This is a genomic window from Geothrix sp. (assembly GCF_049292215.1).
Classification (GTDB): domain Bacteria; phylum Acidobacteriota; class Holophagae; order Holophagales; family Holophagaceae; genus Geothrix.
Window position 1 is genome coordinate 24,907 of record NZ_JBATQW010000035.1, and the last position, 18,697, is coordinate 43,603.

An 18,697-nucleotide genomic window follows, 5' to 3' on the forward strand; every position below is an offset into this window, starting at 1 on the left:
TCCAACAGGTCATGTAAATGTTGCCCATGTGCCAGAATCTACTGCACTGGACCCACTTATGACTCAACCTCTGCCCGGTCAGTTTGTGAAGCTCCGCCGCCGATTCGGGCGAGTAGTCAACGTCGTTCCCCACCACGGGGACAAGGACGGCGTCACCTCCCTGGTCGAGGTGAGCTACCTGGACCCCTGGGCCCACCCTGAGTCCGACAAGGTTGTCTGGCACCTGGAGGAACTCACCGGCGCCAAGGTCATCTCGTCGTTGACGCTCCCCAACCCCATCGAAGGCAAAGCTGACGACCCGGCAGACCTGGAGGCCATGGTGGACGCCTGCCGCTGGACGGCCCTGGACCGCCTGCCAGACTGGAGTTCGGACCCCCTGGAGCGTGCCCAGCACTCTCCCCTCACCGGCGTGTGGCACTCAGCGGTGGAGCCCGAGGACTACCAGCTCGTCCCCGTGCTTAAGGCCCTGGCCATGCCCCGGGTGACGCTCCTACTGGCGGATGATGTCGGCTTGGGCAAGACCATCGAGGCCGGTCTCACCCTCTCCGAGCTGTTCAACCGGCGCCGCATCCGCCGCGTGCTCGTGCTGTGCCCGGCGGGCCTCCAGCAGCAGTGGCAGGAAGAACTGCACGACAAGTTTCACCTCGACTTCGAGGTGCTCGACAGCCGCGCCGTAGACCGTCTCCGCAAGGAAGAAGGCTTCGACACCAACCCCTGGATGGTCCACCCCCGACTCATCACGTCTATGGACTTCCTCAAGCAGGAAGGCATCAAGGACCAGTTCCTAGAGGCATCCCGCAGGTTCAGCCAGGAGGGCCAGAGCCTCTTCCCGGGCTTCGACCTGCTGATCGTGGACGAGGCCCACAACCTCGCCCCCAACGCCCTCGGCGACGACTCCCAACGCACTCAGCTCCTCCGGGCTCTTCTGCCGTGCTTCGAGCACCGGCTGTTCCTGACGGCCACCCCCCACAACGGGCAGACCCGGGCCTTCACCGGCCTGCTCGAACTCCTCGACCCCGTCCGGTTCCACCAGGACGACACCTTTCCGGTCGCCGCGCAGCAGCAGCTCCAGCTCGTGATGGTCCGCAGGTTGAAGAAGGAGATCAACGCCCAGAGCCTCGAACCCCGGTTCAAGGACCGCCACATCGAGGCCATTACCCTCCCGGCTTACGGCCCCGGCGAAGCACGTCTGTGGACAGCCCTCCGCGCCTACCGCGAGCAGGGCTTGGCGATCCTGGGGCGGCTGGGCCGCCGAGAACAACATGTAGGCCGGTTCATCTTCACCCTGCTCACCAAGCGGGCCCTGTCCAGCTCCTACTCCTTCGCCCGCACATGGTGGTCCCACATGGAGGGGTTGGAGGGTCACGCCAAAGCCCAGGCCCTACGGGAGGAAGCTGCCCTCCAGGAAGCTCGTGCTGCCCAGCGGCAGGCCGAACGCGAAGTGGATAACGAAGCCGCCCGAAGCCTCTGGGAGCAGGAAGCCCTGGTCAAGGGCGCCCGCTGGCTGTCCACCGTGGCCAAGGACCTGCTGATCCCCGCCGCCGAGGTATCCGCCGCCCTGGAGGCCCTGGGGTGGACCCGGGCCAAGACCGCCCGTGCCTTGGGCGAGGATGGCTCCGCTGTGCCCATGAGCTGGCCCGCCAAGTGGCCGGAGGATGCCCGCTGGGTCGCGCTAAAGACGTGGATCGGCAGCAAGCTACTGACTCCTATGGGGGATTGGACCGATGAGCGCCTGATCCTCTTCACCGAATATCGCGACACCCTGGACTACCTCCGGGCACGGCTCGATGCCGAAGGCTTCAAGACGCCAAGGGTCGAGGAGTTGCACGGCGCCAGCGATGCCAGGGACCGCGACCGCATCAAGAAGCTCTTCAACAACCCCATGGCAGACCTCCGCCTAATGGTGGCCACCGACGCCGCCAGCGAGGGCTTGAACTTCCAGGAGTCCTGCCGCTACGTCATCCACCAGGAACTCCCCTGGAGTCCTACCAAGCTGGAACAGCGCAACGGTCGTGTTGATCGCCATGGCCAGTTCCGGGACGTAGTCGCCCACCACTTCGTCAGCGACCAGGACGAGGATCTCGCCTTCCTCGATCTTCTGGCCCGCAAGGTCCACACCGTCCGCGAGGAACTTGGCTCGGCTGGGCAGGTCCTGGACGCCGCCGTCACCCAGCACTTCCTGGGCGAGAAGAAGACCGCCAAGGGCCTGCTCGATGCCGTGGAAGGCCGCGTGGCCGCCTCTTCCTCCCGTGCGGATATGCAAGGCGCGGATCACGGATCCCGAGATGTTCTGGAGCGCACCCGTCGCCAGCTCAAGGTCATGGAGCGGCAGATGGGGTGGAGCCCCGACCGCGTTCGCCGGGTGCTGGAGCGAGCGACCGTGAGGACCCGGGGCACCGTGACCGCCGTCGCCCATCGCCCCGGTCACTTCACCTTCCAGGAGCCGAAGGCTTGGGAGGACATGGTCAAGACCAGCCTCATGGACGACCACGGCAATCGGCCCTACCTGGTGTTCGATCCCCTCACTTTCGAGAAGCGCGTCAACGGCCTCCGCACCTTCCGCAACGAGCCGGACTCCCTGCTTCTCCGTCTTGGCCACCCCATTCTCCGCCGCGCCGTCCACGAAATCCTCAGGCGGGTCCATGACGAGGATGCACACCGATGGACCCTCGGGACCGCCGAGCTTCCCCCGGGGGTGGAAGGCGTGCTCATCCTCCATGCTGAGTTGCGGGCCCAGAACGATCTGCGGGAGAACCTCCACCACGAGATCGTGTCCATCCCCTTCCAATGGGCTGGTGATCACCTGCTGCCCATGGAAGCCCGGGAGTGGGAACCCTACGCCACGCACATCCTTCAGCCCCTTGCCAAGGACCGCGCCGCCACCATCCACAGCCGCCTGAATCAGGTGTGGACCCGCCTGGAACCCACCCTGACCCAGGCCATCAAGCAGGCTGAGACCCAGCACCAGGCTCTGCTGACGGAGCGGGCCAAGGTCTGGAGGTCCGAGCTGGCCAAGGAGGGCAAGACCCAGTTCGAGGCCCGACTCAAAGAGATCGGCGACAACCTCAGCGAGAGGGGCATCAAGCGCCTGGAAGAGAAAATCCTCGCCGATCAGAAAGACCTCATCGCTGCCCGCCAGCAGAGCCAGAGCCTCTTCGAGGAACTGGAAATGGAACGCCAGGAGCAGCTCCTGAACCTGGAGAACGACCTCGTCGCCCGTGAGCAGCGCGTGGCCTTCCTCGAACAGCGCAAAGCCGAACTCATGGCCCTCCAGGATCAGTTGCAGCAGGGTCAGGATCGCTGGCTGAACAAGATCCTCCCCAGGCGCTACGCCATCCCCCCGGGTGGCCTGTCCGTGCTGCCCCTTGCCTTTGAAGTTCGGGTGGGGAGCTGACATGGTGAACCCGAGCACCTTCGCCTACACCTCCTGGTGGTCCGAGCTGAACCACTTCGGACAGACCCTTCACGCTGGGCACGCCCCCAAGCTGACCCTGGCCGATCCCCCGGCGAAGTCCTGGATCGCCCTGGCCGAGGCCATGCCCGCCTTCCGGGCCTGGACCGAGCTAGGCGCCAGCAAGCGCGAGAAGAACCTGGACCCCCTCCACCGCTGGCTCGATGCGGTGCTCGAAGGCTTCCTGGGTCACAGCCCCCAGGACTACCTCAAGCACAGCGGCATCGGCGACAGTTGGAAGGTCGTCGGCCCCGATGGCCGGGCCCTGAAACCCGAGCGGCTTCTCCGCCTGAACCCGCCCGGGGAGGAGCACGCCCTCCCGATCTTCATTACGTCGGCGCCGCTGAACCAGAAGGACGGCAAGCGCCGGGCCCTGGATCTGGACCGCTTCCTCCGGGCCAAGCAGCTCCCCATGGGCCTCATCACGGACGGACGATCGCTCCGCTGGGTCGTGGCAGGCACCCACCAAAACGCCTTCACCCAATGGGATCTCCTGGCGGGCTGGGGCGAAGGCGAGGCATGGCTCCCCTGGCGGGGGCTGTTCACATTGTTCGGTCGCGGCCAGGGCTGGGCTGCTACCCCCGACAAGGACCGGGCCCACCAGCTCGGCCTGTGGCTACTGGAGAGCGGCCAGATGCAGGGCGACCTCTCCACCACGCTGGGAGAGCAGATCCGAGAGGCCGTGGAGGCCCTCGTCCACGCCCTAGACCGCTGGTCCATGGAGGACGCCACTCGTCTCGCACCCCTGGTGGAGGCCGAGCCCGATCCCCTCAAACAGAACCATGCGCTCTACACCGCTGCCGTGCGGCTGGTCATGCGGCTAGTGGTCATCGCCTTTGCAGAGAGCCGGGGCCTGCTTCCCAAGGATCTCGATGCCTACAAGCAGAGCTACGGGCTGGAGGTGCTTTGGCAGCGCCTGAAGCGGGCCAAAGGTGAAGTCGGCTTCGACAATCAGATGTCCGCCTGGGTTCAGCTTCTGGGCCTGTTCCGACTGGTTCATGACGGGTGCGCCCATCCAAATCTTAATCTTCGCGCCTATGGTGGGGACCTATTCCGTCCTGGCAATGCGTCAGACTTTGACCCCGTATCCCGGGCCATGGCTCTGTGGGAGTCCGTGGACGGCGTGCCCGTGTCGGACAAGGATGTGTTGCAGGTTCTGGATCGGCTGAAGCGGACCACCATCCGGGTGAACGGCAGGGCCGTGGCCACGCCCGTGGACTTCAGCACCCTCAGCACGGAATACATTGGCTTGCTCTACGAGGGCTTGCTGGACTACGACCTCCGCACCGCCACCGAGCCCATGCTCCTCCTCAACCTGGGCCAGCAGCCCCTGCTGCCCCTGAGCTTACTCAAGGACAAGAGCGAGAAAGAAACAAAGGAACTGCTGGAGACGCTGGCGAAGGAGAAGGCCACCAAGGCCAGTTCTGACGAAGAGTACGATGAGGAGGATGACGAGTCCGAGACCGAGGAGGAGGTAGCCGAAGAACCGGAGCCGGATGCTTCCGAAACGCCCTCGGAGGACGAAACTGCCCCCGAAGATGCCCCTGAGGTCCCGGTCGAGCTGATGACCCAGGCTTGGGATTGGGCTGCTGAGGCAGCACGCATCATGCCGTCCCGCTTCGGGCTGGGCAACCTGCGACGTGGCCAGACCAAGGCCCAAAAGCCCGATGACATGGACACCCAGGAGTGGGCCGACCGCCTTCAGCGGGCCGCCCGGAACCTGGTGGCCCGCGTCATACCGCCTGGGGAGCGTTACCTGATCCGCTGGTCCGGCACCCGCAAGGGCTCCGGCACCTTCTACACCCGGCCCGCCCTCACCGAGCCTTTGATCCGCGAGACCCTCAAGCCCCTGTGCTTCGAGGCCGATGGCACACCGAAGAAACCGGAGGCCATCCTGTCACTGCGGGTGTTGGACCCAGCCATGGGCAGCGCCAGCTTCCTGGTTGGCGCCCTGCGCTACCTCACCCATGCCCTCTACGACAGCCTCATCCATCACCGGCTCCGCGAGGACAGGCCCGACCGGGTGATCCTGACGCTCCCCTTCGGCCTGCGGGCCGTGGGCAGCCCTGGGGAGAGCTTGCCGCCGGTGCACCCGGATGATGCCGACGCCGAGCCCAAGTTGAAGCGGAGGCTCAAGCGTTTTGTGGTAGAGCGGTGCATCTACGGCGTAGACATCAACCCCCTGGCAGTGGAGCTGGCCAAGCTGGCCGTGTGGGTGGAGACCCTGGACCCCGACTTGCCCTTCGGATTTCTGGACCACAAGCTTCGCTGCGGTAACGGCCTCGTCGGCTGCTGGCTTGATCGGGTGGATGACTACCCCATCCTGGCCTGGGACCGGGAGGGTGGCGACGGCAAGGCTGGCGTCGAAACAAAAGCCCTCAAGGAAGCCTTCAAGGCTGCTAAGAAGCTCTTAGAAGGTCAGCTCTTCAGCGGCGCCTCCTGGGTGATGGCGCCCGACCACAAGGCTCCGGAGGAGGTGCTGCCCGCTGCCCGCAAGGCCTTGGGCGATCTGCACGACATCCCTATCCACAATGTGGATCGCCAGCGGAAGACCTGGAGGGCCCTGGAGGCTGACCCCGCTCTCCACGCCCTCAAGCAAGCCCTCGATCGCTGGTGCGCCTTGTTCTTCTGGCCGGGTGTCGGCGATGCGGGCCAGCCCATCAAGCCCGAGGGCCTGCCCATGCCTGACTCCTGGCGGGATCAGGCTTTCGCTGCCACTGTCCACCGACTGGCTGCTCGGCATTGCTTCTTTCATTGGGAGCTTGCGTTCCCTGAGGTGTTCACAGGGCCCATGTCTGGCTTCGACGTTGTTGTCGGGAACCCCCCATGGGATACCGTTCAGCCAGAAAGCTTGGAGTTCTTCACGAGGTTCGACCCCATCTACAGGACACGTGGCAAGCAGAAGGCACTTACTGTTCAAAAGGACCTCTTTGCACAGGATCCAGGCATAGCTCGTTCTTGGAACACTGTAATTCAGGAGATCCGGTCTTTGACCGGTTTCATCAAAGCGGCTGGAAACCCCTTCGACACCAGTTTCGGTAAGGGGAAGGACCAATTATTGGAGCGCTGGTCAACCCAGAGAAAGCGCCATCCTGTCCACAGCGATCCTGCACACCCATTTGTATTTCAGGCGAGTGGGAAGGTCTTCACCTACAAACTGTTTCTCGAACAGGCTCGCTCTGTTCTGAAGGCTGGGGGTCGCCTTGGGTTCTTAGTGCCTTCAAGCTTATATAACGCTTCTGGCGCCGTTGATCTTCGGCGCACTTTCCTGTTCCAGGACCACTGGGAGTTGATGTTTGGTTTTGAAAATCGACGAAAAATTTTCCAAATTGATTCCCGCGAAAAATTCGTTGCGATTGTTGTTGCGAAGGGTATGCCTGAACCGAGCCAACCACTTCAGGCCGCCTTTATGCGATTGGACCCTGAGGAATTGAAGTCTCCGGTTCCTTACACACTTGCTCTCAAATCCTCAGCAGTGCGTCGTTTCGCCCCGAATACGCTCGCCTTCATGGAGTTCAGGAGCCCTAAAGACTTGGCAGTTGCGGACAGGCTATACGCGGATCATCCACTTCTGGGGGATCTTGGCCTGCGATACAGCCAGGAGTTCAACATGACGGGTGACTCCGATCTATGGAAGGAGGGCACTCGGAAGAAATTGGACGCGGCTGGGTTCAGTGCTCCCGGAGAGGATGTTCGGGATGTCCGAGTTCGATTCCGCCTTTGGAAGGCAGGCTTGGTTCCCCTAGTCGAAGGCAAGCACTTCTGGCAATTCAATCCCTACTACCTAGGAAACGATACCGAGAACGGTCTTCGCAAAATTATGGAGCGCCAGCGGTTTGTTACCCGTGACACCCTCCATCGGGTTGCCGAGGAGCAGTGGCAGAAGGCCAAGGAGAAGGCAGAGAAAAACGACGAGTCCTTCGACCAAGCGCTCCTGGATTTTATGCCATGGGTAAGACCCAGATTGATGTTCAGAGATATCCAGAACGCCACCAATGCAAGGACATATATCGCGACTACCGGGCTTCCTCTTCCCCACGGCCACCTGGTAGCAGACATCTCCACTACGCACGGAATGGGCCGTGATGGAGCCGTGGCCCTTCTGAACTCCTTCTGTGTGGACTGGGTGATCCGGAGGAAGATCACGAACCACCTAAGCCTGTTCCAGATCACGACTCTACCAATTCCTCGGCTTCATCCGGAGGTTGTGAGAACACTTTCGGAAGCGGTTATATCCCTATCGGGTGTCGGTTGTGCACCTGAAAGTGATCCCCTTGCCCGTCTTCGCGCACACATCTTGATAGATGTCCTCTGTGCCTTCTCCTATGAGTTGCCTGAGGACCTTTACGAACACATCCTCCTGGACTCAGAAGCCAAGCCCAAAGGTTTCGATGCTTTGGACAAACATCTTCCTTTCAAGATCCGCCAGCCCCAACTCACCCTGGATGCCTACCATCAGCTCCTCCACAAGGGCCTTGATCGCTTCCTCCAGGACGGCGCTGAGATCCCAGAGGCTGCCCTGGGTTACCGCCGCCCTCTGATCGAGATATGGTCCCCCGCCGACGGCTGGGACGCCGCCTGGGCCGAGGCCGAGGCCATGGCGGAGTCAGAGCATGAATGGGATCTCTTCCTGGGCAAGGAGCACGCCGTCCAAGCCGAATACGGCAACCTCGAAGGCGCCCTGGACATGGCCGCCTCCGCCGAGCACGGCAAGGACCCCTACCGCGCCGACCCCCAACCCGGAGCCCTCTTCGATACCGATGAGTTCCGCCGGGATGGGCAGCGGAGGCTGCTGTGAGCCCTGAAGTTCTCGCCCGAGGTGCTCTGGCTATGGAGGTTCAGGCCCAGTGGGACCTGATGCTGGCCGTAGCCACCAAGGGACCGACCCTCAAATCAGTTGAGCAGGAATACTCGGAACGCTGGAGGCTCATCAACCGGTCCCTCACCGCCATGGGTATCGCCGACCCCAACCCCTTCCGGGGCATCTGGGATTGGTATGGACGTTGGAGCAACGGAGAGATGCCCAAATGGCAGGACCGCAGAGTCTTCCTCTCTGAGATGTTTCGCCCACTTTTGGACGAGTTAGAGTCCACGTCCTCTGGCGACCGAACGGGCCTGGGGGCTGAACCTACCGGATGGGAACGGGTGGACCGGTGTGTCGAGAAGGCCAGGGGCCGATTGGCTACCGCAGCCGTGGAAGAGGACTTTCAACAGGTGGGTCTCCTGTGCCGCGAGGTCCTGATCTCCACTGCCCAGGCCGTGTATGACCCGCAACGCCATCCACCCCTAGATGGGACCACCCCAAGCCGGACAGATGCTAAGCGGATGCTTGAGGCGTTCATCGCCGTCGAGCTTGGGGGTGGGTCCAACGAGATCGCCCGTAAGCACGCCAAGGCGGCAATGGATCTTACGTTAGGTCTCCAGCACGACCGAACGGCCAACTTCCGCACAGCGGCACTGTGCGAGGAGGCGACCACCTCGGTCGTCAACCTCGTGGCCATCCTCTCAGGCCGCCGAGATCCCGCCGCCGTGGCCGTGGCCCCCGTTCCACCCCCGTCTGCCCCTGTCCCAGAGTGGTTCTGATGCGAGGCGACCATGCCTAGAGCAGTCCCCCAGTGCCTGACCATGCTCGACTTGGTCAAGTCGGTGGCATCCGCCCAGACTCGTGTGATCTTTGCCCTGCCTAGCCTGACAGAGGGTCTCGGTGCAGCTCTTGTGGCAGCCCACGACCGCCTCCCTGGCCGGGTCCTGGTGGTCGTTGACCCAGATGAACGGGTCTACCGGGTCGGCTACGGGGCGTTCCAGGAGATCAAGGAGGCCTACGGCAAGGGGATGCCCCTGCTCGCCCGGCATGGGCTTCGTCTGGGTTGCGGCCTGATCGACGAGAGGGCCTTCTTCCTGACACAGCCGCCCCAACTGGTCGAGGCACCCCCGGACCCAGAAGTGCATCCAGTGAATGCTGTCTACGTCGAGCCCCAGATCGCCCTGGCGTTCCTGCGAGGCATTGCCAACGGACCAGAGCTGGATGACGTGCTCTCGCCCGACCCTGAACTTTCCTCTGAGGCCCAGGAAGACATCCTCGACCGGCTCGCCAACAGCAAGAACGCTGACCTGGAAGCGCCCAAGGCCCTGCCGATCACCGATGAAGTCCTAGCGGTGACCCAGGCTTCCCTGGCCATGGCACCCCCCATGGACTTTCAGGTCCACCGACAGTCCATGGTCTACACGTCCCTGCTGCTCTACGTGGTGGTGGAACTGACCGCCTGCCGGTTGGACAACCGGGAGATCGTCGTCAACAAGGCCCTGCTGCCCCTTCTGGGTGAGAAGGCTGACATCGTTGGCCGCCGGTCCTTCCAGTTGAAGGTGGATGGTGATCTCTCGGGGCTGGCAGAGATTCGCAGGCGCACGGACATCCTCCGGACGAAGACCGCCCGGAGCCTGGGGAAGCCCTATGGCACAGTGCTTCTCCGCCGGGATCTGGATGTCTTTGAAGCTGAGCGCAAGGCCATCGAGGCCCTCATCGAGCTGAACCACCCGGAAGCCATCAGGGCCTTCAAGGATGGGCTGGCACCGCAGGTAGAGGACATCCGCCATATCTGCTTGGAGCAGTGCCTTCACACCATGAACGATCAGGACATCATCCAAGCTTTACGACCCCAGACCAAGGACAAGAAGGAACTGGCCCGTTGGGAACGGTGGATGGAAACGCGCCCGAGCAGGCCTGACATGGCTGTGCCGTTGGGGGACCGGATCCAGGAGGCCCTTTGGAACAACGTCAACCAGATGATGAGGCAGCTCACCAAGCCCAAGCTGGAGGTCACGATCCGGGAGTTCACCCTTCAGCAGATGAACGAGGATGAGTTCAGGGAACGACTCCTGGACGCCTTCCACGACAAGAAGGACCTCGCCCCCTTCCTGGAGGACAGGGCGGTCATCGGGAAGAAGGCCAAGGTTGGAAGTGATGACACCTTGGGCCTCTTCGACGAGGACCCAGCCTTCTAACGAGCAAGGCCCACATGAGACAGAATCACAGGATGACCAATGGCTGACAAAACACCGTATTCGAGGACTCCAGAAAGTGAATCAAGGGAAGTCACCATGCGAGCGCTTGCGCCCACGCTCGTTGGCCGCCTAGGCCCCATCACTGAGGAACGCACGGTTCGAGGGATGCAGTTCGTGACAGTGGAACCAGAGTCCGACTCAAAAATGGTGGTCTGGGTGAAATGTGCATGGAAGCCAGGGAAGCATGGCAACTGTGCGGTGCAGATGGCCTTCCCCGGTAAGGAGGAGCGTGCCCACACTCCTGAAGAAGTCATCACCATCGTGACCGAAAAGGTGGGACGAGCTGAGCAGCGGGGTGCAACACACGTGCTCCTACTGGCTGCGGACAATTCGGGGCAGACCCCGCTGGCAGCCTATCTAGTTCCCCTCGTCGCATTCGGTGCCCTCACCGAGGCGGCCCTGGCTGTTGACTTCCCGCTCACCCAGAACGGAGCCTCACCAAGTTTTTACGTCACGGCAACCGGGCCACGACAAGAAGCTCTGGTGAACGTGGTCCGGACATTCGGCGTGGACTTGTTGGAGATCCATTCAGGCCCACAGGCCAACCTGGACTCGCTAGATGACTTGGACGACCGTCCAGTGGGTGCCCAGCAGCCACCCAGGATCAAGTCCTCAGCATTGGCCTTCCAGAGAGATCCAGCAGTGCGGGCCTACGTCATCCGGCGGGCACAGGGACGGTGTGAACATTGCGGTATGGAAGGTTTCCTCATGCTGGATGGAAAAAAATATTTGGAGGCCCACCACATCATCTCGCTGGCGGACCAAGGGCCAGACACCGTGGAGAACGTGATCGCGCTGTGCCCAGAACATCATCGCCAAGCCCACTATGGGGCACGTCGCTATGAGATGGAGACCGAGATGATCGAGAAGCTACGTCGCATCGGCGCATAAGGGCCCACACACCGTAGCCTTGTGGTCTATGGTTGAGGCTTCGGTAGTTCAGGGGGTGGGAGTTCCACCGTCGGCATGGCCTGCGCCATCGGGTGGCTCAACCGATAGAAGGTTGATTTCTACAACCCCAGACGGCTTCCTCCTACCTACGACACGAACAACATCATCGTTAGCCAGGGCTTCAATTGCGTCGTCAGCATACTGGTCGTCGTAGCGACAACGCTGATCCACTCCTACCTGGTGGTCACGCACAGTAAGGATGCACCTATCTTTATCAATTTGGCGAACTTGCCCTTTGATTTCGACCACAGGGTCTTCGGATGCAATTCGTTTTAATTCGTTCTTAGCCTTAACGGTGTGTTCCCGACGCAGGACGAAGTCACGCCCTGCCGCGACAACCCCGCCGATGTGCACTTCCTCGACGAGGCCATGTTTCGGAGGAGTTAAACTCACGATGGAAGCTAATGCGAGGGCCAATAGCTCCTGATCGCCGTCTGAAGGCAGCGTTTCCGCTGGGCCTACAAGCCAGTCCAAGGACTGAGTGAACAATTGGGATACATGTCCGCAGGATTCTTTATCTACATCTGAAGTTTGGGGGGGGCGGAAGGATATTTGAAAACTGCCAAATGCCACACTTTGGGCCCGGAGGTCATAAAGCATTCGGAATGCATCATCAGGTCGTCCGGGTGCGATAGCTCGGGACGAGGCTGCTTCGACTAAAGATTTCATGGCGGTCGTCACTGAGTCCACAACTCGCTTGATGACGCTTGCAGGGACGTTGTCCTTGTGGAGATCGGCCCCTGCCATACGAACGGAGAGATAAGGTTGGTGTTCTAAGTGTAGGAATGTATTTAATTTCGGAAGAACGCCGTTAGGTATCAAGGCGAAGGGGACGTTCCAACATGCAGTAACACGTGAGTCATACGCACGATCCACTAACCATACAAGTGGTTGATCTAGCCCATCACGAACTGCCAACTCACCAGAATCAATACTAGTAATCGTTGATTCTGTTGTTGGGGCCAGGATAAATCGTTCTGTTTTAGCTTCATCGTCCTCATCACACCAATACGCCAGAAGAAGATGCCCCTGTGTGTGTCGAGTGGTGAATAGTTTTGGGCCATCGAACTCGTTCAAGACCGTCTCTGGCCTAAGATCGCCAAAGACATTAGGACAAGCAAAACGATCCTCAATTTCCCAGGTCATGATTGCACCGGGATATCAATGACTTCATGAAACGGTTCAACCCTGTCCACACCTTCGTAGGGCCACCATGTGGTGTGTCCGGGTGCTTTTCCTGGGGTCCGTTTAATTACCCCATGATGGGGCTGGAAGGTCCCACAAGCCAACAACGGGCCTAGCTTTGGGAACAGGTTGGCTTGATGAATCGCACCTTTGACGTGAGGGAAAACGGACAACCCCCTGCGAAGGCAAGGGTCGGCATCTGGGAGTTTGTCCATCTCCGCGTGGGTCCGGAAATCTTTGTGGGCCAAAGGGCGACGTTGAACGATTCGGAACACGGGACCAGAGGCCGCCTGAGCGTCCGCAGGGGGACACTGATCAGGCATATCTGGCGGGAAGGTGGTCATGAATGAGAACCTAACACATTACTTTCGATAGTTTCAGCGAAGAACAGGATCACATATGTCCCTGAACCCCATCGTGTTCACCAAGCAGATCCTGGACACCTTCCTCCGTTACCAGCGGACGGCGTTCCCGTTTTCGGACCCCAGGTTGGCGGCCCAGGCCAAGGAGATGCTGGGCGAGAGCCTGACCAGCCATCTGGCCAAAGGTCCCTTCGTCAGCCTCAGCCGCCCCTTCAGGCTCGGGGCTACCGTGGCCTCCCTAGTCGCGGAGGGGACCCTCCACGCCGGGATGAAGGGGGTCATGCCCTATCCGACGCTCTTCCAGCACCAGGAGGAAGCCCTGCGGGCGGTGAAGGCGGGCAAGCACCTGATCGTGTCCACCGGCACGGGCTCCGGGAAGACCGAGGCGTTTTTGTCCCCCATCCTGGACTCGGCCTTGACGATGAGGGATGAGAAGGCCCCCCAGGGGGTCATGGCCGTGCTCGTCTACCCCATGAACGCCTTGGCCATCGACCAGATGGACCGCCTTCGGCGGATGCTTCGCGGCTCGGGCATCAGCTACGGGATGTGGGTGGGCTCCACGCCTGACAAGGACGCCGGGGCTGATGTCGAGCGGGCGCCCGAGGCCCTGTCGGGGGAGCCGCTGTCGAAGTGGCTGGAGGACCCCAAGGCCAAGACCCGCCGGGTTCCCCAGGAGGAGCGCATCTCAGAGGAAGACATTCGCACCCGCCCGCCTCGCCTTCTGCTCACGAACCCCCAGCAGTTAGAGATGCTGCTCACCCGGGCCAAGGACCAGGGGCTCTTCTCCAGTGGGATGCTTCGCTACCTTGTCTTCGACGAGGCTCACACCTACGAGGGCACTACCGGGGCGGAGGTCGCCGTGCTCATCCGGCGCCTGAAGGCGTTCGCCGGGGGCCAGATCACCTGTATCGGAACGTCGGCGACGTTGGCGGACCCCGAGCGCGGCACGGAGGCCGCCGCCCGCTTTGCCCATCGCTTCTTCGGCGTGCCCCAGGACAAGGTGGCCGTCGTCGAGGAACGCTACGTGGAGGTGGAGTGGCCCACGCCGGGTGCGCTCCCCGCACTGCCGACTGGCGATGCCATGGCCACCCTGGAGAGCTTGCTCGCCACGGTCACGGGCGAGGACTGGGAGGAGTTGCCCAAGCTGAACGCCGAAGTTAAACGGTGGCTCGGGCAGAGCATCCCCACCAAGGCATCCGCCGAAGAGGGGCTTCACTACCTCCTGGCTGCCAACCCCATGGTGCAGGCCATCGCGAGGACCTTCGCAAAGCCGCTGGGGCTGGCCGAAGGGGCCGAACAGGTGGCAAAGGAGACGGGCCGCGCCATCGATCCGATCTGGAATCAGGTCGAGGTCCTGGCCTATCTGGCCATGGGCGTCCGGGCGCAGAAGGAGGGGGATCCCATCCTCCGCCCCAAGCTCCACACGTTCATCTCCGGCCTCGACCAGGCCCATGCCCGCTTCGAGGATGATGATCAGCTCAAGCTCTATCTCACCAACAAGGTGGACTTGATCCAGCAGCACCCGGACTGGCAACCCTCGGGCATCTTCCCCGTGTCGGTGTGCACGACGTGCGGCCAGCACTTGATGGCCACCGAGATCCACGGCTTCGGCACCGAGGACGGGAAGGTCGTCGGCGGACAGCAGGAGGGGCACAACGCCGTCTGGGCCAGTGGAGGACAGATCCCCGATGGTCCCGCGACCGCCACCTGCTACTTCACGGACCAGCTCGCGTGGCTGCCAGAGGACGAGGGCGAGGACGACACCCTGCCGTTGACGACCCGGCCTGAACTGAAGGGAACCGTCAGGGGCTACCTGTGCCGGAGATGCGGGAGTATGCATGGACGGCAGGCAGAACGATGTCTGGCCCCGAAGTGCGGCGTCGAGCTACCGCTGCTGAAGGTCGAGGTCTCCGGCGAGGAGAACACCAAGTGCCCGGCCTGCGGTTCAGGCAGTCGGGGCTATAAGGGGGCTGTTCGCCCCTTCCGTCCGGTCCGCGCTTCTCAGGTGGCCGACGTGCACACCCTGGGGCAGGCCATGCTCACCTTTGCCCCGACAGAGCATCGGAAGCTCCTGGTGTTTGCCGACAGCCGCCAGGACGCCGCCTTCCAGGCAGGCTGGAGTGAAGATCATGGGCGCCGTCACCGGCTTCGCCAGTTGATGTTCCAGGAGATCCAGAAGGACGATGGCTTATCCTTCGGGGCCCTCCATAGCCGCCTCGTCGATCGCCTCATGGGGGACAGTTTTCTCCTCCGTGTGATCGCCCCAGAAGTCATGTCCTACTTGGTGGGGACCACGGACAAGGACCGCCAGCGGAAGGAGCTGGCGCGATACCTCCGGCACCGACTGATGGTCGAGGCCGCGACTTCCTACACCAGCCGCTATGGCCTGGAACCCTATGGCCTTGTGCAGATCGACTACCCCGAGCTGGACGCCCACGGGGCCAAGCTCCGGGAGCTGGCTGGGATCCTGACCTGGGACCCCGTGGAGGTGCGTCGCTTCCTGGCCCTCCTGCTGGACAGTTGGCGGCGCAACCAGATTCTCTCGGACGCCACCGGTGGGGCCGACACCTTCACCCGCATCTGGAACCAGGGTGCCCGCGAAGTCACCAAGGGCTACATCCAGGAGTTCAAGCGCCCGAAGGTTATTGTGCTCAAGAAGAAAAAGGAGGGCGACGACGAACGTCGGCAGCAGGCCCTGGTGTCGAAGACCGGGCGGACGTTCGCCCTCGGCCTCCTGGCAAAGCTGACGCCGGGACGATCCCCCTCGGACCGGATCGCGTTCATGGAAGAGGCATGGGCCTTCCTCAGCCAGTCGTCGCTGATGGAGCACGTCACCCTCAAGGGCAGCGGCCTGAAGGCCACGGCCTTGCCGGGCGGCAAGGGCTATTCCCTGGTCGCCGACAGCTTGAGCTTCAAGATCGCCGACGACCGGTGGCGCTGTCAGCGGTGCCGGAAGCCTACGGCACATGCATCACCGGAGAACAGGTGTCCCCGGCACAACTGCGACGGCCTGCTGAAGCTGGAGTCCTTGGACAAGGACAACTTCGACGTGGCGCTCCTGCTCCAACCCGACTTCGAGCCCCTGGTGCCCTCCGAGCACTCCGCCCAGGTGCCCGCCGACGTGCGGGCCCGCATCGAGCGCGAGTTCAAGCGGAAGGACGGCGATCTCAACTGCCTGGTCGCCACCCCGACCCTGGAGATGGGCGTGGACATCGGCGCACTGGACATGGTGCTGATGCGGAACATGCCGCCGGGCTCCAGTAACTACTGGCAGCGGGCTGGTCGTGCAGGGCGGCGCGAGCGGATGGCGTCGATCGTCACCTACTGCAAACGGTGGCACCACGACCAATACTTCTTCAACAACCCCCTGGACTTGCTGAGAGGTGAGATCGAAGCCCCAAGGTTCAACCTCCGGAATCCCGTGTTGGTGGCCAAGCACCTCCACGCCGTCGTCGTCGGAACGTTACTTCGCCTGGAAGGCCCCGACTCCGAGGCCATCAAGACCATCTTCCCGTCCTTCATCGGCGACTACATGTTCATCTACGACGCCGACGACGAGCGGACCCGCCTGCGCGGCAAGCCCCCCGAGGTGGGTGAGCCCCTGGCGGAGCTGGTCGTCAAGCATCGGGACAAGCTCGTCGTCGCAGTCCGGGCCGCCTTCGATCAGGCGTGGCCCGTGGAGGATCAGGAGACCGTGCGCCCCGAGATCCTGGACGCTCTCCTTGATGGTCTCGGCCCTGATCTCCAGGAAGTCGTCGCTCGTCTCTATCACCGCGCCAAGTGGGCAAGCGATCGCCGGGCTGAATGGGCAAAGCTGGAGGGTGAGGGCAAGGAGCTGGAGGAGTCAGAGCGCCGGTTGAAGCAGCGGTTCGACGCCATGATCCGGGCCTACCGGGGCAAGACCCAGGACACCTATACGTTGTCGGTATTGGCACTGGAGGGCTTCCTGCCCGGCTATGGGATGACCCAGGGTGGTTGCCGCTTCGAGTTCCACGGCGCCGACTCGAAGTCTGCCAGCCGGGACCTATCCCTCGGGCGCGGTCTGGCCCAGGGCGTCCGCGAGTTCGTGCCGGGCAACTTGATCTACGCCATGGGCGAACGATTCAAGGTCGTGAGCTATAGGCTGAGCCCCAAGCCGGAGGACCGGACCGCCGAGCGGTTCGAGATCGGCGTGGACCCGGATGCCCCGTTCCTACGTCTGCCCGGTCAGGCAGGTAAGCTCGGCGTGGCCGCCTCGACACCACCGGCCTCCGTGGATGCCATTCCCATGTCCGACGGCAGCCTGGACCACGCCAGCCGGATCACCGACGACGAGTCCATGCGATTCGCCTTGTCCGTGGACCTCCGCGCCAGCCAGTTGGAGAACGTCCACAACGGCGGTGCCACCTACACGGCCCCAACGGGACTTCAGCTCCAGTTGCTTCGTCAGCAGAAGCTCCGGCTAGTGAACCTCGGACCGGCCAATCTCTCCCGGCAGGGTGAATGGGGCTACCCCATCTGCACTGTGTGCGGGGCCGCCCGGAGTTCGATGTCATCGGACGCCGAGAAGGCCGCCTTCGTGGACACCCACGTGAAGTCCTGCGGCCAGGTGCCCGTCCCCCGTGCCCTCTTCGCGGATGTTCGCGTAGATGGTCTTCGTCTACGTGGTCAGGCGTCCATGGCGGACGCGGCGAATCTGTGCGAGGCCCTCCTCCTCGGCGCCCGTGACCTCCTGGACATGGGAGAGCGGGATCTGACCTGGGTTGGGATCGCCCAGGACGACGGCGCCTGGGAAGCCCTCCTCTACGACCCCATGCCCGGCGGGTCGGGGGTTCTCGATGAGATCCTGGACCGTTGGGAGCAGGTGCTGGACGGCGCCACCGAACGTCTACAAGGATGTCCAGAAGCATGTGCGACCGCGTGCTACGAGTGTTTGAAGAACCACTCCAACGCCTTCCATCAGCCATACCTGGATCGGGTCAAAGCCCAGGATCTACTGGCCGCGTGGCGCGGTCTTACCAAGCAGAACACCATCGAGCCCGCGACCGGGGACATGCCCACGAAGGGCCAGCCGCACCACTCGAAGGAGCAGGTCTTCCTCCTGGCACTGCAAGAGGCCGGACTCGTCGGTGACGACGGCCCCGAGCTGAACGCCAATCTGGACCTCGGCGATGGCATCGTGACCTCCCCGGACGCCCTCTACAGGACCAAGAAGGTCGCCGTCTACCTGGATGGGATGTCCGCCGGGCTGCACGGGGACCCCAAGATGCGAGAGCGTGACGCGATGATCAACCGGATCCTGAAGATGGAGGGGTATCACGTCCACCGCATCCCCTGGAGTGCCCTCAGCGACCCAACAGGGAAGAAGCAGCACATGGAGGCCATTGGCCACAGCCTGCACGGGTAGTCGGCTGTCACGAAGTTCGGGGCCATCACCCGAGTGTTCGATTCGGGACCGAAAAAAGTCGCCTCCAGAACAGGTCCTAATAGCCCCGCAAGGGCCTCCGCCTATGTGATGGCCGCCCCGACTCGTCTACACGCCGGATTGAGGCTTCCTGGGGCCTGCGCTGATAGGCCCTGACCTTCGGGTGAATGCCCCGATGGCCACCATCCCCGCCACCTACTGGAGGTGGGCATGTTCGTAGGGTGGAGAGCTGTAGGTGGCATTCAAATCGACCCACTCACCTAGGTCGTCGAACCCAAGGTC

General features: G+C 62.5%; 7 protein-coding genes. 6 read left to right on the forward strand and 1 reads right to left on the reverse strand.

Annotated elements, in window-relative coordinates; translation table 11 throughout:
- Positions 1 to 58 precede the first annotated feature (58 nt).
- The 5 genes from drmD (at position 59) to WAS25_RS06360 (ending at position 11,404) form a co-directional block, all read left to right on the forward strand.
- On the forward strand, positions 59 to 3,394 hold the full coding sequence (drmD, locus tag WAS25_RS06340) for a DISARM system SNF2-like helicase DrmD (protein WP_422310677.1): 3,336 nt from the start codon (positions 59 to 61) through the stop codon (positions 3,392 to 3,394).
- Position 3,395: 1 nt separating this feature from the next.
- Positions 3,396 to 8,249 (forward strand): Eco57I restriction-modification methylase domain-containing protein, encoded by a 4,854-nt coding sequence (locus tag WAS25_RS06345; RefSeq protein WP_422310678.1) that lies wholly within the window; start codon positions 3,396 to 3,398, stop codon positions 8,247 to 8,249.
- Between the two features lie 527 nt (positions 8,250 to 8,776).
- On the forward strand, positions 8,777 to 9,034 hold the full coding sequence (locus WAS25_RS06350) for a hypothetical protein (protein WP_422310679.1): 258 nt from the start codon (positions 8,777 to 8,779) through the stop codon (positions 9,032 to 9,034).
- A 12-nt stretch (positions 9,035 to 9,046) separates the two neighbouring features.
- The gene (locus WAS25_RS06355) at positions 9,047 to 10,453 is read left to right on the forward strand and encodes a hypothetical protein (RefSeq protein WP_422310680.1); all 1,407 of its coding nucleotides are present in this window, start codon (positions 9,047 to 9,049) and stop codon (positions 10,451 to 10,453) included.
- A 165-nt stretch (positions 10,454 to 10,618) separates the two neighbouring features.
- Entirely contained in the window at positions 10,619 to 11,404 is a 786-nt protein-coding gene (locus WAS25_RS06360; protein ID WP_422310681.1) for an HNH endonuclease, read from the forward strand.
- 48 nt (positions 11,405 to 11,452) lie between these two features.
- Here WAS25_RS06360 and WAS25_RS06365 read toward each other — a convergent pair whose 3' ends face one another.
- The gene (locus WAS25_RS06365) at positions 11,453 to 12,610 is read right to left on the reverse strand and encodes a DUF6575 domain-containing protein (RefSeq protein WP_422310682.1); all 1,158 of its coding nucleotides are present in this window, start codon (positions 12,608 to 12,610) and stop codon (positions 11,453 to 11,455) included.
- A gap of 438 nt (positions 12,611 to 13,048) precedes the next feature.
- Between WAS25_RS06365 and WAS25_RS06370 the strand changes: the two genes are divergently transcribed.
- Positions 13,049 to 18,397, forward strand: a complete 5,349-nt coding sequence (locus WAS25_RS06370; protein WP_422310683.1) for a DEAD/DEAH box helicase — start codon at positions 13,049 to 13,051, stop codon at positions 18,395 to 18,397.
- The last annotated feature ends 300 nt before the right edge of the window (positions 18,398 to 18,697 follow it).

What these genes read in the sequence shown, in the direction of transcription:
- WAS25_RS06360 (WP_422310681.1), top strand. Translation starts at nt 10,619, where the DNA reads ATGCAGTTCGTGACAGTGGAACCAGAGTCCGACTCAAAAATGGTGGTC.
- WAS25_RS06370 (WP_422310683.1), top strand. Translation starts at nt 13,049, where the DNA reads ATGTCCCTGAACCCCATCGTGTTCACCAAGCAGATCCTGGACACCTTC.
- drmD (WP_422310677.1), top strand. Translation starts at nt 59, where the DNA reads ATGACTCAACCTCTGCCCGGTCAGTTTGTGAAGCTCCGCCGCCGATTC.
- WAS25_RS06345 (WP_422310678.1), top strand. Translation starts at nt 3,396, where the DNA reads ATGGTGAACCCGAGCACCTTCGCCTACACCTCCTGGTGGTCCGAGCTG.
- WAS25_RS06355 (WP_422310680.1), top strand. Translation starts at nt 9,047, where the DNA reads ATGCCTAGAGCAGTCCCCCAGTGCCTGACCATGCTCGACTTGGTCAAG.
- WAS25_RS06350 (WP_422310679.1), top strand. Translation starts at nt 8,777, where the DNA reads ATGCTTGAGGCGTTCATCGCCGTCGAGCTTGGGGGTGGGTCCAACGAG.
- WAS25_RS06365 (WP_422310682.1), bottom strand. Translation starts at nt 12,610, where the DNA reads ATGACCTGGGAAATTGAGGATCGTTTTGCTTGTCCTAATGTCTTTGGC.